This is a genomic window from Arthrobacter sp. SD76, assembly GCF_049726125.1.
Classification (GTDB): Bacteria; Actinomycetota; Actinomycetes; order Actinomycetales; family Micrococcaceae; genus Arthrobacter; species Arthrobacter nitrophenolicus.
On the sequence record NZ_JBNBLR010000001.1, the window covers coordinates 4,035,020 to 4,057,422 of the forward strand.

Below are 22,403 nucleotides of genomic sequence, written 5' to 3' on the forward strand. Positions count from 1 at the left end.
GGCAGTACCGGATCCCGGCAATGGCCGTGACCGTTCAGGGCACACTGTTGGCGGCGTATGACGGCCGACCCAACCTTGATGACCTGCCCAGCCCCATCGACCTGCTGATCCGCCGCAGCCCCGATAATGGGCAGACGTGGAGCCCGCAGGAGGTCGTGCGCACCGGGTCCGGGCTGAACGGCTACGGGGACCCCAGCCTGGTGGTGGATGCCGAAACGGGCAGGATCTTTCTCTTCCACGCCGCGGGCACACGGGCCGGCTTTTTTGAATCCACCACAGGTGTGGACCCGGAGGACGAGTCCATCCAGCACTGCGACGTCAGCTATTCCGACGACGACGGCGTGAGCTGGCAGCACCGGCGCATCACCGGCCAGCTGAAAGGGGCAAGCTCCGCGGCCGGACAGGTCACCGGCATTTTCGCCGCCGCCGGGCAAGGCATCCAGATCCACACCGGAGCGTTCCGGGGCCGGCTGGTGCAGCAGTTCGTCGTCCTCCACGCCGGCACGATCAAGGCGGTGTCGGCGTACAGCGACGACCACGGAGACACCTGGACCCTGGGGAAACTCATTGATGCAGTCCCCGGGGGCACCGCACCGAACGAGAACAAAGTGGCGGCGCTGGCTGACGGCCGGCTGCTTTTGCACAGCCGCGCCACCCCGCGGCGGCTGGCCGCCCTCTCGAACGACGGCGGCCACAGCTGGAGCGCCCTGGACCCGGTCGAGGACCTTCCCGATCCCAGCGACAACGGCTGCCTTGCACGCTTCGACGGCCTACCCGCCGTGGCGGACCTGGCCGCGCCTGAAACCGATTCCTGGCTCCTGGCCACGCACAACCATGACACCGACCTGCGCCGGAACACTGTACTCAGCCTCTCCCCCGACAACGGGGCAACGTGGCCGGCGAAGCTGGTCCTGTGCGCTGGCAGTTCCGCGTATTCGACAGCAACGCGACTGCCCGACGGCAACATCGGCGTGCTGTACGAGCGCCAGGGCTACCGGGAAATTGTCTTCGCCTCGGTCCCTCCGGGACAACTTACCGGACAGCTCGCGACCCCGGCACCAGCCACAGAGGACGAACAACCACATACGGCAGGGCCGGGGCTGTCCTTCGACATGGAACTGCGGTCCATCACCCCGGGCCTGCCCGACGTGTGGCAGCACGCCGGCGAATCTCATGTGCTGGCCACGGACGGCAGCAGCTGGGGCGCCGGGACCTGGAAAGAGATTGGCCAAGGCTATTCAGCGGACCAGATTCAGGTCCTCGGCACCCGCGAGGCGCAGGAGCTGAATTACGGTCCGGTCGTTCCCGGCTATAAGGCCGGGGACATCCTCGCGTTTACCGGGCGGGCAAGGAACATGGGCGCCGAGACCGCCTTCGCAGTTAGGCTTAGCGGCCCTGGATCCGAGGCCTTCCCGGCCACGGACTTGTCTACGGGTGAGCAGGTGCTGTATTTCACCCGACCTACACAGTCACCGAGCAGGACGTGGCGCAGGGGACATTTGACGTCGCATATACCGTCGAGGCGGTGCAGGGCGGTTCCCGCCGCGAGTGGTCCCGGATTTTCCGGTTCGACGTTGCTACCGGTGCAGTCAGCGTCCATGATGCATTCCCGCCCTGGCGATAGCGGAGCGTCGGTGGGCGGCGGCTGCTGTGACAGGGGCGTCCGGTCTCTGCAGTTTTTACTGGATCAGGTCGCACATGTGCTGCAGGCGCTCCACACGCTCCTCCGCGTTCAGCCCGTGCCGCAGCCCGACCTTGAAACCGATCAGGGGAAGCGGGCCCGCCGCCTCGAGGCACCGCCGGATCTCGTTGCGGTTCAGCAGCGAACTCGACGGGGCGCCGTCCACTTCCTTGGCGGCGAGGTGGGCATCGATCCAGGGGTAACCGAATTCGGTCTCCTTTGGTGAGCACCCGGAGAACATGAGCCCGGCGAGGACGCCGGCGTCCCGGGCCTGGGACAGGTGGTCCACCGCAGTGTCGGGATTTTGCGTTTCAATGACCGAACGGGCCCAGTTAACAACCAGGCCCGTCATTTCCCACCCGTGATCATGCAGGGAACTGACGACATCCACTTCCTCGGCAAAGGTCAGAAAGCCCTTCTCGGGCGAACTCCCGGGACGGGAGCATCACAGTGTTCGATCAGCAGCCTGGCAGCTCCCCAATCCCAGTCAAGCACTTCCTTCAAGGACTCCTTCAGGGATGCTGCGGAGGAATACCGGTGCGGGGCCGAATGCACTTCCACTGCCTCCACATGGTGCCCTTCCTGCCTGAGTTGAAAAACATAATCCCGCAGTTCCGAGGCAAACGTCAGCGCTTCCATCCGGCCTTGCCTGTCAGTGGAGGCCAGGCCGAAAGTCCTATCCCGCCCCAACCGCTGCATCGTCCCGGGAATAGCGGTCACCACCGCGGACCAGGTCTCCGGAGCCCCTGCCGGCCAGGGATAACCACCGGAGGCGCCGTAGGGAAGCTCCAGCCCCCGGATGGAAGCGACACGTCCAAGACCTTCGTAAAACTGCTGCCGCTGCGGCTCTGCGGGCACAGCAGGATAGGCGCCCACAATCAGGGACATCATCGAACTCCTAAAGGGAAAGTGGGTGAGGGCCGCTCCCAGCCGGGCGCCGGTGACACCGGAACCGGTGGGGACGTTCCCGGGTTCCTCTTGACAAACACACTGGCACTTGACCCCCGGCTGTGATGGCACTTACAGTTTTACCACGAGCTCGGATGTCCTACATCCGATAAACCTTCTGGAATGGCGAGGCTTTTATGAACATCCCCTCCAAGAACCTGCCGCTGGTCAAAGATGCCAGCCGCCGGAACTTCCTTAAGCTGACTGGCGCCATGGGTGTCGCCGCAGCATTCACCACCACCCTTGCTGCCTGCGGCGGGCCGGCCACTACGACGTCCGGCGCCACCACCAACACCTCGCCGATCAACAAGGACCTCACCATCGAAGCGGGCATCTCCTACGCCCTGTCCACCGGCTTTGACCCCATCTCCTCCTCCGGCGCGACCCCGATGGCTGCTAACCTGCACATCTTCGAGGGCCTCGTGGAGCTGCACCCGGCAACCCGCGAGCCCTACAACGCACTGGCCGCCGCCGACCCGAAGATGGTCAACGACACCACCTACCAGGTGACGATCCGCGATGGTGCCGTATTCCACGACGGCACCCCGGTCACACCCGAGGATGTGGTCTTCTCCTTCACCCGCGTCATGGATCCGGCCAACAAGTCATTGTTCTCGCAGTTCATCCCCTTCATCAAGGACGTCAAGGCACTCGATGCCAAGACCGTCGAATTCACCCTTAAGTACGCCTTCCCGGGCTTCGGCCCCCGCATTTCCGTGGTCAAGGTGGTCCCCAAGGCCCTGACCAACTTCCCGGTGGGCTCCGAGCAGCTGAAGTCCTTCGACGCCAAGCCCGTGGGCACCGGACCCTACAAGCTCATCTCCGCCGTCAAGGACGACAAGATCATCTTTGAGGCCAATGAGGCCTACAACGGACCCATGCCGGCACTGGCCAAGGGCATGACCTGGCTGCTGCTCTCCGACGCCGCCGCGCGGGTCACCGCCATGCAGTCCGGCCGAGTCCAGGCCATCGAGGACGTTCCCTACCTGGACATGGAAGGGCTGAAGTCCGCAGCGACCGTTGAAGCCGTCCAGTCCTTCGGTCTGCTGTTCCTGATGTTCAACTGCAACGCAGCCCCCTTCAACAACAAGCTGGTCCGCCAGGCCCTGCACTACGGCCTGGACAAGGACTCCATCATCAAGAAGGCCCTGTTCGGCAACGCCAAGCCGGCCAGCTCCTACTTCCAGGAGGGCCACCCGGACTACGTCAAGGCCAAGAACGTCTACGGCTACGACGCCAAGAAGGCCGAGGAACTGCTCAAGGAAGCCGGCGTCACCAGCCTGGAGTTCGAACTGCTCACCACGGACACTGCATGGGTCAAGGACGTGGCACCGCTGATGCTCGAATCCTGGAACAAGATCCCGGGCGTGAAAGTGACCCTGAAAAACATCCAGTCCGGCGCCCTGTACACGGACCGGGTGGCCAAGGGCGACTACACGGTGGTGGCAGCGCCCGGGGACCCGTCGGTCTTCGGCAACGACGCGGACCTGCTGCTGAGCTGGTTCGATGCCGGCGATGTCTGGATGAAGAACCGTGCCTTCTGGGGTGATACCCCCGAACGCGCCCAGCTCGTGGATCTGATGTCCAAGGCGGGCCAGGCGTCCAAGGATGAGGCCAAAAAGCTGACCGGCGAGATCGTGGACCTGGTCTCTGAGGAAGTGCCGCTCTACCCGCTGTTCCACCGCCAGCTTCCCAGCGCCTGGGATTCGAAAAAGCTCAGCGGCTTCCAGCCACTGCCCACCACCGGAGTTTCCTTCGTTGGTGTGGGCCGCACCGCCTAGCCAGACCAACCGGAGAAGACATTGACCACGATATTGCGCCTTCTGGGCCGACGGCTGGCAGCCCTGCCGCTGATGATCCTGGGCATCACCCTGCTGGTATTCCTCGTCCTGCAGGCCGCACCGGGTGACCAGGCCAGCAGCGCCCTCGGCGAGGGGGCCAGCGAGGAAGCCAAGGAGCAGTACCGTCAGGCCAACGGCCTGAACGATCCGATCCTGCTCCAGTACGTCCGGTTCCTCGGAAAGCTCCTGCAGTTCGACCTGGGCGTCACCACTCCCCCGGCCAAGTCCGTTGCCAGCATGATCGGTTCGGCATTCCCGCTCACGCTGCAGCTGACGTTCCTGGGTGTGATCATCGCCGTCGTGGTCTCCCTGGTGTTCGGCATCACCGGTGCCCTCTACCGGGACAAGTGGCAGGACCAGCTGGTCCGTGTCTTCTCCATCGCTGCGGTGGCAACGCCGTCGTTCTGGCTGGGCATCCTGCTGATCCAGTGGTTCGCCCTGGGTCCGGCCCCGCTCTTTCCGTCCGGCGGCATTGCCACCCCCGAATCAGGTTTCGGCGGCTGGCTCAACTCCATGGCACTGCCCGCCTTGGCTTTGGGCATCCCGGTCTCAGCCTCCCTCATCAGGGTGGTCCGCACCTCCATGGTGGAGGAGCTGGACCGGGACTACGTCCGCACCGCCATCGGCAACGGCGTCCCCTACCGCGAAGTGGTCTCCAAGAACGTGCTCCGCAACGCCCTGGTCACCCCGGTGACAGTACTGGGCCTGCGGATCGGCTACCTGCTGGGCGGTGCCGTCGTGATTGAAATGATCTTCGCCCTGCCCGGCATGGGCCAGCTGATCCTCAACGGCATCACCAACCTTGACGTCAACCTGGTCCAGGGCGTGGTCCTGACCATCTCCGTGACCTTTGTCCTGGTGAACATCGCCGTGGACCTTCTCTACCTGCTCATCAACCCCCGAATCAGGACCGTGTGACCCATGCGCAGCAAACTCGCTGAACGTCTGAGCGCCCCGGGACTCCGCTTCAAGGCCCTGCCCTGGAGCTCCCGCCTGGCCCTCGCCTTCCTCGTGGTGATCGCCATTGCCGCCCTCTTCGCCCCGGTCCTGGCCCCGCATGATCCGCTCGAAACCTTCATCCCGGCCACCCCGCCCGGAGCCGAGCACCTCTTCGGCACCGACCGGCTGGGCCGGGACATCTTCTCCCGGCTCCTCTACGGCTCCCAGTCCTCCCTGCTGATCGGCCTCGGCGCCGTCGGCCTCGCCGTACTCGTAGGTGCCCTCCTGGGATCCCTCGCCGCAACATCCAGCAAAGCGGTCAATGAACTGATCATGCGCATCATGGACATCCTGATGGCTTTCCCCGGCATCGCCCTTGCCGCCGTACTGCTGGCAGCGTTCGGCAACTCAGTCCCCACCATCATCATCGCCATCGCCATCATCTACACCCCGCAACTGGCACGGGTGGTCCGCGCCAACGTCCTGGCCCAGTACGGCGAAGACTACGTCCGCGCAGAGCGGGTCATCGGAGCCGGCCGCTTCTACATCCTCATCAAGCACATCGTCCGCAACACCGCGGCCCCGGTCCTGGTGTTCGCCACAGTCATGGTGGCGGACGCCATCATCCTGGAAGCATCCCTGTCCTTCCTCGGCGCCGGCGTCCAGGACCCCGCACCCTCCTGGGGAAACGTCATCTCCTACGGCCGCAACCTGGTCCTGTCCGGAGGCTGGTGGGCCACTACCTTCGCCGGCCTGACCATCCTGCTGACCGTCCTGGCCCTGAACATCCTCGCCGAGGGCCTCACCGACGCCATGGTGAACCCCAGACTCCGCAAGGCACCGGTTGTGAAGGACGACGACGGCGCTGCCGCCTCGGTGGCAGGCGCCGCGGTGGACACCGAAGTCGCCACCTCCGTCGCCCAGCCTTCAGTGGTTGAAGAGCACGAGCTCGACGGCGTCCGCCGCGCCTCCGGCAATGGCTCCAGCGGGGAGCACGTGGCCGACTCGGACGTCCTCACGGATGTGCGGGTGGCCGCCGCCAATCCGCACGCCCTGCTCGACCGCGAGCTGGAACTCCTGGCCGCCGTCGAAGCCCATCGCACCGACCGGCTCCCCCAGGTCCCCTCCAGCGCCCGCACGGTCCTGGAAGTCAAAAACCTGTCCATCCGTTTCCCCGGCCGCTACGGTGAGACAGCGATCGTGGACAACGTCTCCTTCACCGTCCGCGAAGGAGAAACCATGGGCCTGGTCGGCGAATCCGGCTGCGGCAAATCCATCACCTCCCTCGCCGTCATGGGACTGCTGCCCAAAACCGCCCGGATCACCGGCTCCATCACCTTCGACGGCAAGGAACTGCTGGACCCTCAAACCAGCCACAGCAATCCCAAGGCCTACCAGGGGCTGCGCGGCGAACAAATCGCCATGGTCTACCAGGACGCGCTCAGCTCCCTGAACCCGTCCATGAAAATCAAAGACCAGATGGTCCAGCTGACCCGCCGCGGCGGCCGCAAAACCCCGGCCGAACTCCTGGAAATGGTCAAGCTCGACCCCGTCCGGACCCTCGCCAGCTACCCCCACGAACTCTCCGGCGGGCAGCGCCAGCGCGTGCTCATCGCTATGGCACTCTCCCGCTCACCGAAGATCGTGGTGGCCGACGAGCCCACCACCGCCCTGGACGTCACCGTCCAGAAACAGGTGGTGGACCTGCTCAACGAACTCCGCGAACAACTTGGGTTCGCCATGGTGTTCGTCAGCCACGACCTGGCCCTAGTCGCCTCCCTTGCCCACCGCATCACCGTCATGTACGCAGGCCAGGTCGTCGAATCGGCCCGGGCCTCCGAGCTGCTGCAGAACCCCAAGCACGAATACACCCGGGGCCTGCTCGGCGCCGTACTCTCCATCGAAGCCGACGCCGCCCGACTGCACCAGATCCCCGGCACCGTGCCCTCCCCACAGGACTTCGCCCCCGGCGACCGTTTCGCACCGCGCTCCCTGCGCCGGGACGCCGACCCGAACCAGCAGCTGGTCCTCACCGCCGTCGGCGGCGATTCGGACCACTACTGGGCAAGCCACCGAAAGGAGGACGCCAAGTGAGCGTCTCCACCGGCAAACCCGTCATTGAACTCAAGGACGTCAAGGTCTATCACCGGGCACGTACCGGCAGCCTGTTCCGGCCCAACATCGTCAAAGCCGTCAACGGGGTGGACTTCACCATCAGCCGCGGCGAAACCGTAGGCATCGTGGGCGAATCCGGCTGCGGCAAATCAACCCTTGCCTCCGTCCTGGTGGGCCTGCAGCCACCCACTTCCGGGCAGGTCCTCTTCCACGGAAAACCCGCCATCAAACGCAACGCCGCCATGCGCAAGGAGTTCGGCCGCGCCGTCTCCGTGGTGTTCCAGGACCCCGCCACGGCCCTGAACCCGCGCATGACCATTCAGGACATCCTCACCGACCCGCTCCAGGTCCACGGGATCGGCAACGCCGCCTCCCGCGCCGCAAAAGTGAAGGAACTCCTCGCCCTGGTGGGTCTGCCTGCCTCCGCGGCTGAAGTGACACCCTCGCAGGTCTCCGGCGGACAGCGGCAGCGCGTGGCCATCGCCCGTGCCCTGGCACTGGACCCGGACATCATCGTCGCCGACGAGCCAACCTCGGCCCTGGACGTCTCGGTCCGGGCGCAGGTCCTGAACCTGCTCTCGGACCTGAAGACCCAGCTCAACCTCGGCATGGTATTCATCTCCCACGACATCCAGACCGTCCGCTACGTCTCCGACCGCATCTGCGTGATGTACTTCGGCGAAATCGTCGAGGAAGGCCCCGCAGCACAGGTCTTCGACAACCCCCGGAACGACTACACCAGGAAGCTCCTCGGCGCAGCCCCCAGCCTGCTGCACACCTAGACCACCCACCCCGTATTTCCCAACCCAGTTATCGGAGTATTCCTTTGTCTTCCCAGTTCTCCGGCGTCATCCCGCCCGTCGTCACCCCCCGTCACGCTGACGGCAGCATCGACACCGCCTCCCTGCAGAACCTCACCCGGCACCTGCTCGACGGCGGCGTGTCCGGGCTCTTCGTCCTCGGCTCCTCCGCCGAAGTCCCCTACATGACCAACACCGAACGCGAACTCGTGGTCAGCACCATCGCCGCGGCCAACGCCGGTACCGTGCCCCTGATCGTGGGTGCCAACGAGCAGACCACCAACCGCGTCATTGAGGAAGCCAAACGCGTCATCGACCTTGGCGCAGACGCCATCGTGGTGACCTCGATGTACTACGCCATCGGCAACGCCGCAGAAACCGAGACCCACTTCCGCAGCATCCATGCAGCCGTCGGCACCCCCATCTTCGCCTACGACGTCCCCGTCCGCACCCACTTCAAGCTCCCCACGGACCTGCTGGTCCGCCTCGGCCGTGACAGAGTCATCGCCGGCGTCAAAGACTCCTCCGGTGACGACGTCTCCTTCCGCCAGCTCCTGCTCGCAGCCAGGGACATCGACAACTTCGACATCTTCACCGGCCATGAAGTCGTCGTTGACGGCGCACTCCTGGGCGGAGCGCAGGGAGTGGTCCCGGGACTGGGTAACGTCGACCCCCGCGGCTACCGCAACCTCGTTGACGCCGCAGCCGACGGCGACTGGGCCAAAGCCGCGGCCGAACAGGACCGCCTGGCCGACCTCTTCGAGATCGTATACACCCCCAACGGACGCGTCTCCGGCGGAGCCGCCGGTTTGGGCGCCTTCAAGACCGCGCTGCAGATCATGGGCATCATCGAATCGAACACCATGAGCGCACCGATGCCAGCACTGAACGAAGAAGAGACGACAGCCATCAAGGTCATCCTCGAACGCAACAACCTTATCTAAGCGGGACACCGGAATCCGATGTATGCCATTGGTGTTGACCTCGGCGGCACGAAAACTGCCGCCGGGGTCGTTTCAGACATGGGGAAGTACTCTTCTCCGAAGCCATCCCCACCCTTAACCGTCACGGCGGCGAAGCCATTCTCGACGCCACTGCCCGCCTGATCGCCGTGCTTACGGAGCGCGCTTACGCTGGCGGCATAACCGTCGAACGGGTCGGTGTCGGTTCGGCCGGTGTAATTGATGCCCTTAGCGGTGATGTGATCTCCGCGACGGACGCGATCCTCGGCTGGGCCGGGACGGCAGTCACCACCGGCCTGGCAGAGCGGCTGGACCTGCCGCCGTCGTCCGTTCAGGCCGTGAACGACGTCCACGCCCACGCGCTCGGCGAGGCGTGGACCGGTGCCGCCGCGGGGACCGCCAGTTCACTCCTGGTGGCCTTCGGCACCGGCGTCGGCGGAAGCTACGTCCTCGAGGGCCGACCGGTTCTTGGCCACCGCCACGTCGGTGGGCACGTCGGCCACTTCGCCTCGCCCTACGCCTACCGGAACGGCCAGCCTCTGACCTGCGTCTGCGGCGGATCAGGCCATGTTGAAGCCATCGCCTCCGGACCTGCAATCGCGGAAGCCTACCAACGGCTGGGCGGGCAGGCACCAGGGCCTGATGCCCGCAGCATCTTTGCTCTGGCCGCCCATGGTGACGCCATCGCCATCAAGGTCATCAGCGCCGCGGCGGCCGCGGCCGGGCAGGCCGTGGGCGGGCTCGCCAACATCCTGGACCCGAAGTCGTCGTGGTCTCCGGCGGGCTCTCAGATGCCGGCGCCCCATGGTGGCGGCCGATGGAACGGGCCCTGCGGGCCGAACTCCTCCCGGCCCTCGCCAACGTTCCAGTGCTGCCTGCAGCCCTGGGTAACGCCGCAGCCATGGTCGGCGCAGCCCGCCTCGTCCTCACTCCAGCAATCGTCTTCCAAAGGAACTGACCATGATCCTGTCCCCAGGCGGCCTTGAATCCATCCAGGGTCGGCTCATCGTGTCCTGCCAGGCTTACCCGGGCGAGCCCATGCGCGACCCCCGCACTACAGCGCAAATCGCTGCGTCCGCAGTCACCGGTGGAGCAGCCGCGGTCCGGGTACAAGGACTGGCCGATGTCCAGCACACACGCTCAGCTGTGGAAGTCCCGGTCATCGGGCTCTGGAAGGACGGGCACGACGGCGTCTTCATTACCCCCACCCTCCGCCACGCCCTGGCGGTAGCAAACGCCGGGGCCCACATCGTGGCCATCGACGGCACCAGGCGGGACCGCGCCGACGGCCTCACGCTCGCACGAACGGTAGCGGCCATCCACACAGAATCCCACGCCCTGGTCATGGCCGACTGCGGATCACTCGAGGACGCGGTCGCCGCAGCCGACGCCGGCGCAGACCTCATCGGCACGACACTGGCCGGCTACACAGGCGAACGGCCAAAAACCCCAGGCCCGGACCTTGAACTGCTGGAACAAATCGCCGCCGCAGGCTCCGAAGTGCCGCTCATTGCCGAGGGCCGTATCCACACCCCTGCCCAGGCACGGCAGGCACTGGATGCCGGGGCGTTCGCGGTGGTGGTGGGAACAGCGATCACGCACCCCGCCACCATCACCGGCTGGTTCGCGGACGCCCTGAAATGAACGCCCATCTTCCTGGCGTGTTCCTGCTCTCCGGCACCATCCTCACCGATGGGACCGTCCTTGAGGACGCGGTGCTCGCCGTCGTCGGGGACCGCATCGCCTACGCCGGCCCGCGAGCAAACTTTGATCCCCTCTCTCTTCCGGGGCTGGAGGAAGTGGACCTGCCACCGGGAACCTTGCTCCTTCCCGGACTGGTGGACCTGCACTGCCACGGTGCAGCAGGCGGGGACTTCCCCGGCGGTGACCCCGCATCAGCCCGCACCGCGGTGGAATTCCTTCACGCCAGCGGCACCACCACACTCCTGGCGAGCCCTGGTCACGGCTCCCCGCGAAGACCTACTCCAGGCCGCGGCGGCCCTGCGGGTCCTCGCCGATGAGGGACTGATCGCGGGCATCCACGCCGAAGGCCCCTTCCTCTCCCATACACGCTGTGGTGCCCAGGATCCACGGTTCCTTCTCGCCCCTGACCTCGACCTGCTCCGGGACCTGGCCGGAGGCTCCGGCGGGCACCTGTGCACGATGACTTATGCGCCAGAACTGCCCGGCGCTGCGGAACTGGTGCAATCGATGGTTGATCTGGGTGTTACCCCCTCCCTTGGCCATACAGACGCCGATACACAAACGACTGCAGATTCCCTCACCCGGGCCGCGGAACTGCTGACCTCAAATCGGCCCGGAAGCACTGTACGGCCCACGGTTACCCACCTGTTCAATGGGATGCCGCCCCTGCATCACCGTCAGCCCGGGCCGGTTGCGGCGTGCCTTCGCCTGGCAGCGTCAGGCATGATCGCGGTGGAACTTGTTGCCGACGGTGTCCACCTCCACCCGGACACCGTCCGGATGGTTTTCGAGACTGTTGGCAGCAATAACGTCATCCTCGTGACCGACTCCATGGCCGCCACCGGCCTGCCCGACGGCGACTACGACCTGGGACCTGCAGGGGTGCGGGTCAGCGGCGGCGAAGCAAGACTTCGAAGCAATGGTTCCCTCGCCGGCGGTACGGCAACCCTGCTGGACGTAGTACGCCGCACGATCACATCGGGTGTGGATGCTGCTGACGCGGTGCTGTCGGCGACGGCCGTTCCCGCCGGCATCCTTGGTCACCAGGACGAGATTGGAAGCCTCCGGGCGGGGCTTCGGGCCGACATCCTGGCTGTAGACGGGGACTTCCGGCCGGTCCGGGTGTTCCGCCAAGGGCTTCCACTATCCCAAGCTGCCGTCAGCATCACGGCCGCTCCGACGACGGCCTCCTAAGCCCTTACAGCGCGTGTCCCGCGCTTAGGAGGCCGGTTCCCGGCGCGCACGGTTCAGGCGCTGGGAGCCGCGACCCGCACGGCCACCTGCCCGTCCCGCTCACCCAGGTGTGCCGCGGCAGCTTCATCTGCCACCACAGTGACATGCGGGTGCAGCTGCAGCACCGAACCCGGGCAGTCCGGCGACACCGGCCCGTTGAGCGCTGCGGACAGGATTTCGGCTTTGTCCGCCCCGTTGACCACCATCAGCAGCTGCCTGGCCTCCAGGATGGTTCCCAGACCCTGTGTGATGCACAGGGCAGGAACGTCATCAAGAGAGCTGAAGTAGCGGGCATTGGCCTGGCGGGTTCGTTTTGCCAAGACTTCCACCCGGGTCCGGGAATCGAACTCCGAACCCGGCTCGTTAAAGGCGATGTGGCCGTTGTGGCCAATGCCGAGGATCTGAACATCCACCCCTCCCGCGGCGCGGATGGCGGTGTCATACTGGTCTGCTGCCCGGTGGGGATCTTCGGCGCCCCCGTCAGGAACTGTAACAAGCGCCGGGTCCAGCCCCAGGCGCTCAGTCACCTCACGCCGGACCACTTCTGCATAGCTTTGCCGGTGCCCGGCCGGAAGACCCACGTACTCATCAAGGGCAAACGCCCGCACCCTTGACATGTCCAGCTGGTGCTCGGCCAGCGCGGCGTACACCGGGAGCGGGGAGCTTCCCGTAGCGACTCCAAGGACCGCGTCCGGCTTACTACGGATGACCGCGGCGAGAATCCCGGCAGCGACAGCTCCGGTAGCGGAGGCATCAGGGACGACAAAAATTTCCATGGCGAAATGGCGCTCTCTCATACGATGGGCGCTCCACCGATCTGTCCGCAAGTCATGTGGACGGAGGGGACGGGGAGCCTTAACGTGACAATCCAGACAGCGACAAGGAGGTACCCGCTCCCTGTCCGGTAATAGGGCTTGTCAGGCTGATGCGACGTCCTTCAGCTTCTGCCGGATGCCGTCGAAGTGGCGCTGCAGGCGTTCAGAAGCCAAGGCTTTGTCCCTGTTGGCGACTGCGTCGTAGATCTCCCAATGCATCCGGACCTGTTCGTCCAGGTTGACCGGACCGGAGCCCAATGCCTCATGAATCTGGCGATAAACCTGCCAAAAAACATCCATCAGGTTGATGAGCAGGTCGTTGTTCAGGGGGGCGTAAAGGCGGCGGTGGAACTCTGCATCGTGCTGAACGAGAAGCTCGCCCTTGCCGGCGGCCTCCTGCATGGCTTCCATGGTGGCCCGCAGATCCGTCAGATGCTCTTCGGTCAAGAGGTCAATGGCCGACCCGACCAGGCCTGACTCAAGAGCCTGCCGCACATCAATCAGTTCCATCGCTTCCTCGCCCTTGTGCCGCAGGGAGAGCCTGCCCCGGAAGGTCAGCCCGGAGACCAGGGCGCTGAAATTGTTCGGAGCTACGAACATGCCGAATCCGTGGCGGATCTCGATCACGCCCAGAGCCTGCAAAACTTTCAGGGATTCCCGGACAGTATTCCGCCCTACGCCCAGTTCGGTGGACAGTTCGCTCTCGGTGGGAAGGGCGTCACCAACGTCCAGGCGACGCTCCAGGATGAGCTCCATGATCCGTGTCTGCAGGGCCTGGGACCGAATTTGTGCGCTGAACCTGGCCGGCGATACCGAGGCGGGTGCTACTGTCACGTCATCTCCTTCGGCCACACTCGGGCGGCGGCCTATCATCTAAACTAATGGTACAGGAGATGGGACGTCCTTTGTCCTGTTTTGTGTCCGCCTATTTTCCAGATCGTACAGTTCGTGCTGGTCTCCAGGCGGGATGCCGGCAGCCGAAAGAAACGGAGAACCAGTATGCCCAGCGTTGACATGCCCTTGGAACAGCTGCGCAGCTATAGGTCTGCGGCTACCGAACCTGAGGACTTCGATGCGTTTTGGGAGGCGACCCTCGCGGAAGCCCGCACCATCCCTTTGGCACCTGAATACACTCCCGTAGAAAACTACTTGCCACTCATCGACAGCTACGACGTTTCCTTTTCCGGTTACGGCGGAGCCCGGATCCGCGGCTGGCTGCACCTTCCGGCCCACCGATCACCCGCCCGCCCCTTGCCCGCGGTAGTCCAGTACATCGGATACTCCGGCGGCCGCGGCCTGGTCCAGCAGGACACACGGTGGGCGCAGGCAGGCTACGCCCACTTCATCATGGACACCCGCGGCCAGGGCTACGGCGGAATCACCGGCGACACGGCAGACCCGCACCCCTCAGCCGGTAACGTCGCATACCCCGGCCTCATGACCCGCGGCCTGGCCGCAAAGGAGGACTACTACTACCGCCGGCTGTACGTCGACGCGTTCAGGGCTATCGAGGCTACCCAAAACTTTCCCGATGTCGACGCCGAAAACATCTTCCTTGTCGGGCTAAGCCAAGGCGGCGGGCTGGCCCTTGCAGCCGCCGGACTCATCGCAGGAAGGCTCGAGGGAATTCGGGCAGTCATGGCAGACGTACCCTTCCTCCAGGACTTCCCCCGGGCCATCAAGCTCGCCCAACGCGGGCCGTACCCCGAGATCAGCGCATTCCTGGGCCGCCACCGGGAACGCCACGAGCACAGCCTCAAGGTCCTGAATTACTTCGACGGAGTCCACCTCGCGCGCAGGGCAACCGCGCCGGCGCTGTTTTCCGTCGCCCTGCTCGACGACGTCTGCCCGCCATCCACGGTCTTTGCCTCCTACAACAGCTACGGAACCAAACGATCCAGGGAGTCAGGACAAGTGCCCATCAAAGACATCGTCATCTACCATTTCAACGGCCACGAGGGAGGGGAGGAGCACCACTGGGTCCGTCAACTCAAGTATGCGCACAAACGGCTCAGCGATTAGAAACTGGACCCTCGGCAGCCCTGCACCCAGTACGGCATCACCGTCTGCCGGGCGAACGCACACTGGCCGAAAGCCACGGAATTTCCCGGGCATCTGTGCGGGAAGCCATCCGCATCCTGGACGCTATGGGCGTGCTGCGAAGCTCCGTCAGCTCCGGACCTACTTCGGGGGCAATTGTCGCCTGCTCGAGACGCTTTGCTGTCACTCCCTAGGTTGACGAAAGGCAGGTTATCGGCGTTTATTCCACCGTGGTGGAGTTGCGAAAAATCTTTTTCCTGATGCTAAAGATTGGGGCTAGCTATGGACGCCGTTATCGTCATGGGCCGCATCAGCGGCCGTTGCTGAAGGGCGTTCATGTGAGCGCGTTATGACGGCCTGCTATTTGACGGCACCGAGGGAGAGTCCTTGGACGAGCTTGTCCTGGGCAGCGAACCCGGCGAAGAGCACCGGCAGGGAGATCACGACGGCGGCCGCGCAGACCTGGGCGAGGAAGAGGCCCTGACCGGACACGAAGCCTGTGAGGAAGACAGGCGCGGTGCCTGCCACCACGCCGGTCAGGACCCGGGCGAGGAGCAGTTCGTTCCAGCTGAAGATGAAGCAGATCAGGGCAGTGGCGGCGATGCCTGGCATGGCGACGGGGGCGATGACCTTTCGGAGGATGAGCAGGAGGTTGGCGCCGTCGATCTGCGCGGCTTCCAGCATTTCCTCCGGTACCTCAGCAAGGAAGGAGCGCATCATCCAGACCGCGATGGGCAGGTTCATGGAGGTGTACATCAGGATCAGGAACCAGATGTTGTCCAGGGCCCCAACGGTCCTGGCGAACAGGTACAGCGGCAGGATTGCGGCCACTACCGGCATCATCTTGGTGGAGAGGAAGAAGAACATCACATCGGTCCACTTCTTCACCGGCCGGATGGACAGCGCATACGCGGCGGGGATGGCCAGAACGAGGACCAGCACCGTGGACAGGATGGAGGCGGTTGCGGAGTTGATCAGAGAGGGCCAGGGGCTGACACCCGAGGTTTCTCCGAAGAACTCCTTGTAGGCGTCCAGGGTGAGGTTCGCGGCGATGGAGGGCGGGTTCGTTGCCGCGTCCGTTTCGGAGTGGAATGAGGTAAGGATCATCCACAGGACCGGGGTGGCGAAAAGCAGGGCGAGAAGCCAGGCGGCGATCCCGGCGGCGGTGTTGTTGCGGGTGGGGTCCATCCGGGTCTTGCCGTGCCGCGAACTGCGGCCAGTGTTCAGGGCGGTGGGGCCCGACGGTGCGGCGGGGGTGAGGGTGCTCATCGTGCTGCCTCCTTCTTGAAGAGTGAAAAGACGGTGCGGAGTGCGAAGGTGGCCACGATGATGGTACCGATGACCACCACGACGCCGGCGGCGGACGCTAGACCGTATTCGTTGGCGAAGTAGAACGTCTGGTAGATGGCGTAGGGCAGGTTCGCGGTGCCGAGTCCGCCGGCGGTGAGGGTGAAGACGGCGTCGAAGTTCTGCACGATGTAGATCGCGCCGAGCAGTCCGCCGAGTTCCAGGTACTGGCGCAGGTGCGGCAGCGTCAGATGGCGGAAGATGCCCCACGGGGTGGCGCCGTCCATTTGGGCGGCTTCCACGGTGTCCATGGGGCGGGACTGCAGGCCGGCCAGGAGGATGAGCATCATGAACGGCGTCCACTGCCAGACCAGGGAAACCACGACGGCGGCCAAGGGCGCCTGGGACAGGAAGTCCAGTTGCGGCGCTGCGGCGCTGCCAAAGAGTGACCAGACCCAGGTCAGGATGCCGTTGATCAGCCCGTAGGTGGGGTTGAGCAGGGCATGCTTCCAGATCAGGGCCGCGGCCACGGGCACTACCAGGAACGGGGCGATCAGCAGGGTGCGGGCGAGGCCGCGGCCGATGAACTTTTTGTCCAGCAGCAGCGCGAGCCCCGATCCCACGAGCAGGCTGACCAGGACCACGGAAACGGTCAGGACGATGGTGGTGAAGATCGCCTGCCGCAGGTCCGGGTCGGTGAGGACTGTGACGTAGTTTCCAGGCCGGCGAAACCGGTCTTGTCCGGGCTCAGGCTGTTCCAGCTCAGGAACGAAATGATCAGGGTCACCACGAACGGGAGCTGGGTGACGACGATGAGGAAGACCAGGGCCGGCAGCAGCGGCCCGCGACGTGCCCAGGCCAGCGCGCGTTCCCGCGACTTGCCGTTCCGTGATGGTCTGGTTGCGTTGGCTCCCGGTCGGGAGATACGCGCCGTTGCGGAAGTCATGAAGTTCTCCTGCGGTTCGGTGGTGGTCATTTGTACTTGTCGCCGATTTTTTGGGCAGCTTTCTGGCCCTTGGCCAGGGCGTCAGCCACGGAGCCTTGGCCGGCGATGGCGGAGCTGACACCCTGGGAAATATTGGTGCCCAGTGCCGGGAACTCGGGGATACCGACGAACTGGATGCCGACGGCGGGGCGTTCCTGCGCGCCCGGGTTCTTCGGGTCGGCGTTTTCAATGGCGAACCGTTCGGCCTCGAAGAACGGTGCCGCCCTCTGGAACTCGGCGTTCTCGTAGGTAGAGATGCGCTTGCCGGACGGGACCTTGGCCCAGCCAAGCTTGTCCGCCACGAGGGCTTCATAGTCCTTGGAGCTGGCCCAGGCGATGAATTTCTCGGCGGCGTCCTGCTTTTTGGAGGCCGCCTGTACGGCCCAGGACCAGGTCCAGAGCCAGCCGGAGGACTTGGTTTCCTTGACCGGTGCCTGGGCGTAGCCGATCTTGCCCTTGACCGGCGAATCCTCGGCTTCCAGCGCGCCGGCGGCCGATGTCGCGTCGTACCACATGGCCACTTTGCTCTGGCTCATGTTGTTCAGGCACTCAGTGAAGCCGGCCTGGGCCGCGCCTGCCTCACCGTGCTCGCGGACAAGTTTGGTGTAGAACTCCACCGCTGCGGTGAACTCTGGACTGTTGACCTGGGCGTTCCAGTCCTTGTCGAACCAAGTCCCGCCGAAAGTGTTCACCACGGTGGTCAGCGGCGCGAAGACCTGGCCCAGCCCGGCTGCCCGCGCAGGCAGATGCCCTTCATCCCCGGTTCCGCGCCGTCCACCTTCGCGGCGATGTCTGCGACCTCGTCCCAGGTGGGCTTTCCCGGCATGGTCAGGCCCTTGGCCTCCAGGATGTCCTTGCGGTACATCAGGAATGAGGATTCGCCGTAGAACGGTTCGCCGTAGAGCTTTCCGTCTTCGCCGGTGAGGGAGGCGGTGTACGCGGGCAGAATGTCGTCCTGATCAAAGTCGGGGTCCTTGGCGACATCGTCCAGGGGGGCGAGCCATCCGTTCGCGGAGTAGAACGGGATCTCGAAGTTCGAAAGGGAAGCGACGTCGTATTGTCCTGCCTGGGAAGAGACTCCTGGCTGATCTTGGCCCGGACGTCGTTCTCGGGCAGGATCGTGTAGTTGACCCTGATCCCGGTTTCCTTGGTGAAGTTATCCGCCGTGAGCCGCTGGAGGTCCTCCATCTGGGGATTGTTCACCATCAGGACACTGATGCTGTTCGGATCGCCGGCGGAATTGCCTCCGCCGGCACCCGCACAGGCCGTCAGTGCCAGGGCCGCTGTGGCTATGGCGGCTATGGGCACGGCGATCTTGCGGAGGGTTCTCCGGGCTTTCACAGGATGCTCCTTCGTGATTTCTTGTCGAGTATTCGAGCGCTGCAGGTCAGCGGTCGTTGCTGCTCCAAGTGCTGGGCAGCAGCAATGGCGGATCCGCGACGCGGACCCGCCAAAGCTGAATGGAAGTTTTCCCGCACCGTAGCCGGTACGGAAGGGCTGTTATGCGGCCTCCCCCTGGTGCGGGAACTCTTCCAGCCAGGTCAGGGAAGTCGTGTCGCCCTCGATGTGTTTGCCGATCTCAGCGTTAAAGCGGTGTCCATACTCTGCCGCCATGTGCTGCCGGAACGCGTTGTCATCGCGGTACCTTTCCATGACGAAGTACGTCCGCGGCTGCTCGGCCAGGGTGAAGGCAAGAAACATGAGATTGCCTGTTCCGCTTGGACGAGGGGAATAAGTTCGCGCATCATCTCGGCTACCCGGTCCTCGTGCCCAGGCAGGACAGTGTACTCGGCGTAGAGATCTTTAGGCACCGACGTTTGCTCCTGCCGCCGCGGCCTCCCGTGTCAGAACAACTTTGACTTCCTCTCCCCCGGCAGAGGCGCGGAAGGCTTCAGCGACGTCGTCAAAGGAAAACTGCGAGGTGATGAAGTCTTCAGCGGTGACCTTTCCGGCCTGGATGATCTTGAGTGCTTCCTCATAGTCTTCCGGCATGTACGTGGCGCTTCCCTGCAGACGCACCTGGAGGTCCTGGAGTTCCGGCAGTGCGACAGTGACAGGCTTGGCTGGAACGCCGACAACCATGACGGTGCCTCCCTTGGAGGCCAGCTTCACGGAGAGGTCCACCGTGGACTGGATGGAGACGCAGTCAAAAACAACGTCGGCGCTCTCACCGAGTTCAGCGCGTACCGCCTCAATAAGGTCAGCCCGGTCTGCTGCAAGTACTGCATCCGCACCCAGACGCAGCGCTCGTTCGCGCTTGCTGGGAAGCATGTCCGTCACCACGATCTTCCGGGCCCCGGCATAACGCGCAGCAGCAAGGACGAGCAGCCCAATCGTTCCGGCGCCGATGATGACAACTGCCTTTCCTTCCACTCCCCCCGACAGCCGAACGGCGTGAACGGGGGTGGACAGCGGTTCGATCAGGGCTGCCTGAAGGTCAGATATTCCCTCAGGGATGACATGCACCCGGTTGGCGGGAATGGTGAAGAAATCAGCCATCCCGCCCTGTTCGTAGCCGCATCCGAAAAACTGGAGGTTTTCGCAGATATTGCTCCGCCCGGTGGTGCACATCTTGCAGTTCCAACACGGCAGTGTCGGTTCCACGGTGATGTGATCGCCGACGCTGATGCCGTTCACGGAGTCGCCCACCTGCCGTACGACACCGACCACTTCGTGGCCAGGGTTGTAGGGCAGAGGGACAAACGGGTGATGCCCCGCAGCGGCGTGCGTATCCGAGCCGCAGACGCCCGTCACCGTGGTCTCCACGAGAATTTCGTGGGACTTCGGTTCCGGTTTCTGTGCATCGGTGAGAATGATTCCGTCCGTGCGGACGACGACACGTTTCATGGTGGCTGTGCTCATTGCTTAGTGATCTCTCTGATTGCTACGGAACGATGACGACTTTGTGGGCCGTTTTGTCTTTGCGCAGCGTGTCCAGTGCCTTGCCGTATTCATCGATGCTGAACCGGTGTGTAATCATTCCTGCGGTGCTGGCACGGCCGCTGCGTAGCGCTTCGATGGTTGCCGGGAAGGACGAGATCTCTGCGAACGATCCCTTGATGGTGATTTCCCGGCGGAAGACGTCATACGGGCTGATGCTGACCCTGTCGTCGGGTCCCGTGACGCCGTAGAACATGACTGTTCCGCCATCGCGGGTCAGGCCCACGGTGGTCTCCGCTACGGCAGGGGATCCTGTGGCGTCAATGACAATATCGTAACCGGCGCCTCCGGAGAGTTCATGGAGTCTGGCAACGTCTCCGGTGAGGTCGCTGCGGTCCATGAGGTAGGTCTCGTCGATGCCGAGTTCCTTGGCGCGTTCAAGCTTGAAGGCTGATGACGCGGCGACAGTGACCTTTGCGGCGCCGCCCTTGGCAAGCAGTTGTGAGAGCAGCAGGCCGGTGGGTCCGGCGCCGAAGACCAGGGCCGTGCTGCCGGGCTTGACCTGCAGCGTCTCGAGTCCGTGCATCGCGCAGGCTGCGGGCTCTGTTGCCACGGCCGTGTCATCGGCGATCCCGTCCACGGAGTAGGTGTACTGCACCGGGACGGTGAGGTATTCGGCGAATCCGCCCGGCCAGTTCGTTCCGATGCCTTTCAGGTTCTTACAGAGCAAGGGCCGTCCCGAGCGGCAGAAGTGGCAGTTTCCGCAACTGATGTTTGGGTTCACGGTGACCCGGTCCCCGACCGAGAATTCCGTAACACCTTCACCGAGCCCGGCGATGGTGCCAACGATTTCGTGGCCTGGAATAAGCGGGAAGGCAGCGTAGAAGTCACCTTCATGGATGTGGAGATCCGTCCCGCACACACCCGTCTGAATCACCTTTATAAGGACCTCGCCGTGAGCCGGCACAGGGGTTGGGATGTCCTGGATAGTGAAGGAACTTGGAGCGTCGTAGACAACGGCTTTCATGGGATTCTGACCTTATCGTTGGGGTGGGGGTGCGTGGCGGAGTAGTGCCATGGTGGTATGCCGCGTCCCGGGTGAATGCACCGGGACGCGGCAGTCCCTCTGCTAGCAGCTGGACTTGTACACGTAGTCCGCGCCGTCGGTGTCGACGTTCTCCTGAGTAATGACCTTGAACTTGGTTTGGATTTTCGCTGTTACTTCGGCACCCTTGAGTGCTGCCATCGCCTGCTTAACGCCGTCAACACCAATCTGCTCGGGCTGCTGTGCGATGAGGGCCTGCACCGTTCCTTCCTTGAGCTGCTTGATCTGCGCGGGGCCTGCGTCGAAGCCGACGATCTTGACCTGATTCTTCATTCCGGCCTGACGTACGCCAGTGGCGCTGCCCTCGGCCGAGGCGGTGTTGCCGGCAAAGATGCCCACGATGTCCGGGTCTTTGGCAAGCGCCGCAGAGACGAGCTTTGCTGCCTCGGCGGGGTCATTGTGGCTGTACTGGACGCCGACATAGTCGAAGGCGGAGTCTTCCTTCACTGCTCCTTCGAACCCTGCGACGCGCTCGTCCAAGGTGGATACGCCCGGGTCAGTGGACACTACAAGAACCTTGCCCCCGGCAGGGTTGAGCTTTTTGATCGCCGCGAACGCCTCAGCGCCGCCGCCCTTGTTGTCCGAGGCAATCGCGGACACTGCAACCGACGGATCACCAAGGGTCGTGTCGACCAGAACAACCTTGATGCCGGCGTCGGCAGCAGCCTTGATCGGAACCTGCAGTGCCGTGGCGTCCGTCGGGGAGATCAGAAGGGCGTCAGGCTTGGAAGCGACCACGGAATCGAGGATCGGTCGCTGCAGACTCGGGTCAAACTTCTGCGGACCCTGGGTGTCCGCGGAAACGCCTTCAGCCTTGGCCTGCTTCTCTACGCCGCACTTCATGCTGATGTAGAACTCATCGCCCACGAGGCCTGGAAGGAAGGCGATTTTATAGGCCTTGTCCCCCGCTGCCGCGGCACCGCCGGCGCTTGGTGAGGAACAGGCGGTCAACGGGAGGGCAGCAAATGCTCCGAGGGTGAGCATTGCGACGAGGGGCTTTTTCAACATCATTGGTGGATCCTCATTCTTTGGTGGTTGTCTGCCTTGGGACTCTTGGCAGCAGCTAGT

At 64.2% G+C, this 22,403-nt stretch carries 18 protein-coding genes and 5 pseudogenes; 12 read left to right on the forward strand and 11 right to left on the reverse strand.

What is annotated here, in order from left to right; genetic code table 11:
* Positions 1-20: 20 nt before the first annotated feature.
* Positions 21-911 (forward strand): annotated as a pseudogene (locus ACPEE0_RS19560) (sialidase family protein); the annotation flags it as partial.
* 768 nt (positions 912-1,679) lie between these two features.
* On the opposite strand, the pseudogene ACPEE0_RS19565 reads toward ACPEE0_RS19560, so the two are convergent.
* Positions 1,680-2,572, reverse strand: a pseudogene (locus ACPEE0_RS19565) (DUF4862 family protein).
* 194 nt (positions 2,573-2,766) lie between these two features.
* On the opposite strand from ACPEE0_RS19565, the gene ACPEE0_RS19570 reads away from it, so the two are divergent.
* The 8 genes from ACPEE0_RS19570 (at position 2,767) to ACPEE0_RS19605 (ending at position 11,307) form a co-directional block, all read left to right on the forward strand.
* Positions 2,767-4,410, forward strand: coding sequence for an ABC transporter substrate-binding protein (locus ACPEE0_RS19570; RefSeq protein WP_424575118.1), 1,644 nt, complete (start codon positions 2,767-2,769; stop codon positions 4,408-4,410).
* A gap of 21 nt (positions 4,411-4,431) precedes the next feature.
* Positions 4,432-5,388, forward strand: coding sequence for an ABC transporter permease (locus tag ACPEE0_RS19575; RefSeq protein WP_424575119.1), 957 nt, complete (start codon positions 4,432-4,434; stop codon positions 5,386-5,388).
* 3 nt (positions 5,389-5,391) lie between these two features.
* On the forward strand, positions 5,392-7,503 hold the full coding sequence (locus tag ACPEE0_RS19580) for a dipeptide/oligopeptide/nickel ABC transporter permease/ATP-binding protein (RefSeq protein WP_424575120.1): 2,112 nt from the start codon (positions 5,392-5,394) through the stop codon (positions 7,501-7,503).
* A complete protein-coding gene (locus tag ACPEE0_RS19585; RefSeq protein ID WP_424575121.1) occupies positions 7,500-8,306 on the forward strand; it encodes an ABC transporter ATP-binding protein in 807 nt (268 codons plus the stop codon). The genes ACPEE0_RS19580 and ACPEE0_RS19585 overlap by 4 nt, the downstream gene beginning before the upstream one ends.
* A 44-nt stretch (positions 8,307-8,350) precedes the next feature.
* A complete protein-coding gene (locus tag ACPEE0_RS19590; protein ID WP_424575122.1) occupies positions 8,351-9,268 on the forward strand; it encodes a dihydrodipicolinate synthase family protein in 918 nt (305 codons plus the stop codon).
* A 137-nt stretch (positions 9,269-9,405) separates the two neighbouring features.
* Positions 9,406-10,272, forward strand: coding sequence for an ROK family protein (locus tag ACPEE0_RS19595; RefSeq protein ID WP_424575312.1), 867 nt, complete (start codon positions 9,406-9,408; stop codon positions 10,270-10,272).
* The gene (locus ACPEE0_RS19600; protein ID WP_424575123.1) at positions 10,247-10,930 is read left to right on the forward strand and encodes an N-acetylmannosamine-6-phosphate 2-epimerase; all 684 of its coding nucleotides are present in this window, start codon (positions 10,247-10,249) and stop codon (positions 10,928-10,930) included. Before ACPEE0_RS19595 ends, ACPEE0_RS19600 begins: the two co-directional genes overlap by 26 nt.
* Positions 10,927-11,307, forward strand: coding sequence for a hypothetical protein (locus tag ACPEE0_RS19605; RefSeq protein WP_424575124.1), 381 nt, complete (start codon positions 10,927-10,929; stop codon positions 11,305-11,307). Before ACPEE0_RS19600 ends, ACPEE0_RS19605 begins: the two co-directional genes overlap by 4 nt.
* Here the strand turns inward: ACPEE0_RS19605 and ACPEE0_RS19610 are convergent.
* On the reverse strand, positions 11,267-11,533 hold the full coding sequence (locus tag ACPEE0_RS19610) for a hypothetical protein (RefSeq protein WP_424575346.1): 267 nt from the start codon (positions 11,531-11,533) through the stop codon (positions 11,267-11,269). The two genes, ACPEE0_RS19605 and ACPEE0_RS19610, sit on opposite strands and share 41 nt — an antisense overlap.
* On the opposite strand from ACPEE0_RS19610, the gene ACPEE0_RS19615 reads away from it, so the two are divergent.
* On the forward strand, positions 11,498-12,184 hold the full coding sequence (locus tag ACPEE0_RS19615; RefSeq protein ID WP_424575125.1) for an amidohydrolase family protein: 687 nt from the start codon (positions 11,498-11,500) through the stop codon (positions 12,182-12,184). The two genes, ACPEE0_RS19610 and ACPEE0_RS19615, sit on opposite strands and share 36 nt — an antisense overlap.
* Positions 12,185-12,237: 53 nt before the next feature.
* On the opposite strand, the gene ACPEE0_RS19620 is transcribed toward ACPEE0_RS19615, so the two are convergent.
* Together ACPEE0_RS19620 and ACPEE0_RS19625 are read right to left on the reverse strand one after the other, a co-directional pair.
* The gene (locus tag ACPEE0_RS19620) at positions 12,238-12,999 is read right to left on the reverse strand and encodes a glucosamine-6-phosphate deaminase (RefSeq protein ID WP_424575313.1); all 762 of its coding nucleotides are present in this window, start codon (positions 12,997-12,999) and stop codon (positions 12,238-12,240) included.
* Between the two features lie 141 nt (positions 13,000-13,140).
* A complete protein-coding gene (locus ACPEE0_RS19625) occupies positions 13,141-13,872 on the reverse strand; it encodes a FadR/GntR family transcriptional regulator (RefSeq protein ID WP_424575126.1) in 732 nt (243 codons plus the stop codon).
* A gap of 165 nt (positions 13,873-14,037) precedes the next feature.
* Here ACPEE0_RS19625 and ACPEE0_RS19630 point away from each other — a divergent pair, with 165 nt between their 5' ends.
* Both ACPEE0_RS19630 and ACPEE0_RS19635 read left to right on the forward strand, forming a co-directional pair.
* Positions 14,038-15,060, forward strand: coding sequence for an acetylxylan esterase (locus ACPEE0_RS19630; protein ID WP_424575127.1), 1,023 nt, complete (start codon positions 14,038-14,040; stop codon positions 15,058-15,060).
* A 20-nt stretch (positions 15,061-15,080) separates the two neighbouring features.
* Positions 15,081-15,239 (forward strand): annotated as a pseudogene (locus ACPEE0_RS19635) (GntR family transcriptional regulator); the annotation flags it as partial.
* 199 nt (positions 15,240-15,438) lie between these two features.
* On the opposite strand, the gene ACPEE0_RS19640 reads toward ACPEE0_RS19635, so the two are convergent.
* The 7 genes and pseudogenes from ACPEE0_RS19640 to ACPEE0_RS19670 form a co-directional block, all read right to left on the reverse strand.
* The gene (locus tag ACPEE0_RS19640) at positions 15,439-16,347 is read right to left on the reverse strand and encodes a carbohydrate ABC transporter permease (protein ID WP_424575128.1); all 909 of its coding nucleotides are present in this window, start codon (positions 16,345-16,347) and stop codon (positions 15,439-15,441) included.
* A pseudogene (locus ACPEE0_RS19645) lies at positions 16,344-17,311 on the reverse strand (carbohydrate ABC transporter permease). Before ACPEE0_RS19645 ends, ACPEE0_RS19640 begins: the two are co-directional and overlap by 4 nt.
* Positions 17,312-17,337: 26 nt before the next feature.
* Positions 17,338-18,658 (reverse strand): annotated as a pseudogene (locus ACPEE0_RS19650) (ABC transporter substrate-binding protein).
* Positions 18,659-18,850: 192 nt separating this feature from the next.
* Positions 18,851-19,051: a hypothetical protein gene (locus ACPEE0_RS19655; RefSeq protein WP_424575129.1), complete on the reverse strand. Its 201-nt coding sequence runs from the start codon at positions 19,049-19,051 to the stop codon at positions 18,851-18,853.
* A gap of 102 nt (positions 19,052-19,153) precedes the next feature.
* The gene (locus ACPEE0_RS19660; protein WP_424575130.1) at positions 19,154-20,212 is read right to left on the reverse strand and encodes a zinc-dependent alcohol dehydrogenase; all 1,059 of its coding nucleotides are present in this window, start codon (positions 20,210-20,212) and stop codon (positions 19,154-19,156) included.
* Positions 20,213-20,234: 22 nt separating this feature from the next.
* Complete coding sequence (locus tag ACPEE0_RS19665; RefSeq protein WP_424575131.1) at positions 20,235-21,257, reverse strand: zinc-dependent alcohol dehydrogenase family protein; 1,023 nt, start codon at positions 21,255-21,257, stop codon at positions 20,235-20,237.
* Positions 21,258-21,359: 102 nt separating this feature from the next.
* On the reverse strand, positions 21,360-22,346 hold the full coding sequence (locus ACPEE0_RS19670; protein ID WP_424575132.1) for an ABC transporter substrate-binding protein: 987 nt from the start codon (positions 22,344-22,346) through the stop codon (positions 21,360-21,362).
* Between the last annotated feature and the right edge of the window lie 57 nt (positions 22,347-22,403).

Coding starts and splice junctions, on each gene's coding strand:
- ACPEE0_RS19570 (WP_424575118.1), top strand. CDS start 2,767: ATGAACATCCCCTCCAAGAACCTGCCGCTGGTCAAAGATGCCAGCCGC.
- ACPEE0_RS19580 (WP_424575120.1), top strand. CDS start 5,392: ATGCGCAGCAAACTCGCTGAACGTCTGAGCGCCCCGGGACTCCGCTTC.
- ACPEE0_RS19600 (WP_424575123.1), top strand. CDS start 10,247: ATGATCCTGTCCCCAGGCGGCCTTGAATCCATCCAGGGTCGGCTCATC.
- ACPEE0_RS19605 (WP_424575124.1), top strand. CDS start 10,927: ATGAACGCCCATCTTCCTGGCGTGTTCCTGCTCTCCGGCACCATCCTC.
- ACPEE0_RS19615 (WP_424575125.1), top strand. CDS start 11,498: ATGGTTGATCTGGGTGTTACCCCCTCCCTTGGCCATACAGACGCCGAT.
- ACPEE0_RS19610 (WP_424575346.1), bottom strand. CDS start 11,533: ATGGCCAAGGGAGGGGGTAACACCCAGATCAACCATCGATTGCACCAG.
- ACPEE0_RS19620 (WP_424575313.1), bottom strand. CDS start 12,999: ATGGAAATTTTTGTCGTCCCTGATGCCTCCGCTACCGGAGCTGTCGCT.
- ACPEE0_RS19630 (WP_424575127.1), top strand. CDS start 14,038: ATGCCCAGCGTTGACATGCCCTTGGAACAGCTGCGCAGCTATAGGTCT.
- ACPEE0_RS19640 (WP_424575128.1), bottom strand. CDS start 16,347: ATGAGCACCCTCACCCCCGCCGCACCGTCGGGCCCCACCGCCCTGAAC.
- ACPEE0_RS19655 (WP_424575129.1), bottom strand. CDS start 19,051: ATGTTTCTTGCCTTCACCCTGGCCGAGCAGCCGCGGACGTACTTCGTC.
- ACPEE0_RS19660 (WP_424575130.1), bottom strand. CDS start 20,212: ATGAGCACAGCCACCATGAAACGTGTCGTCGTCCGCACGGACGGAATC.
- ACPEE0_RS19665 (WP_424575131.1), bottom strand. CDS start 21,257: ATGAAAGCCGTTGTCTACGACGCTCCAAGTTCCTTCACTATCCAGGAC.
- ACPEE0_RS19670 (WP_424575132.1), bottom strand. CDS start 22,346: ATGATGTTGAAAAAGCCCCTCGTCGCAATGCTCACCCTCGGAGCATTT.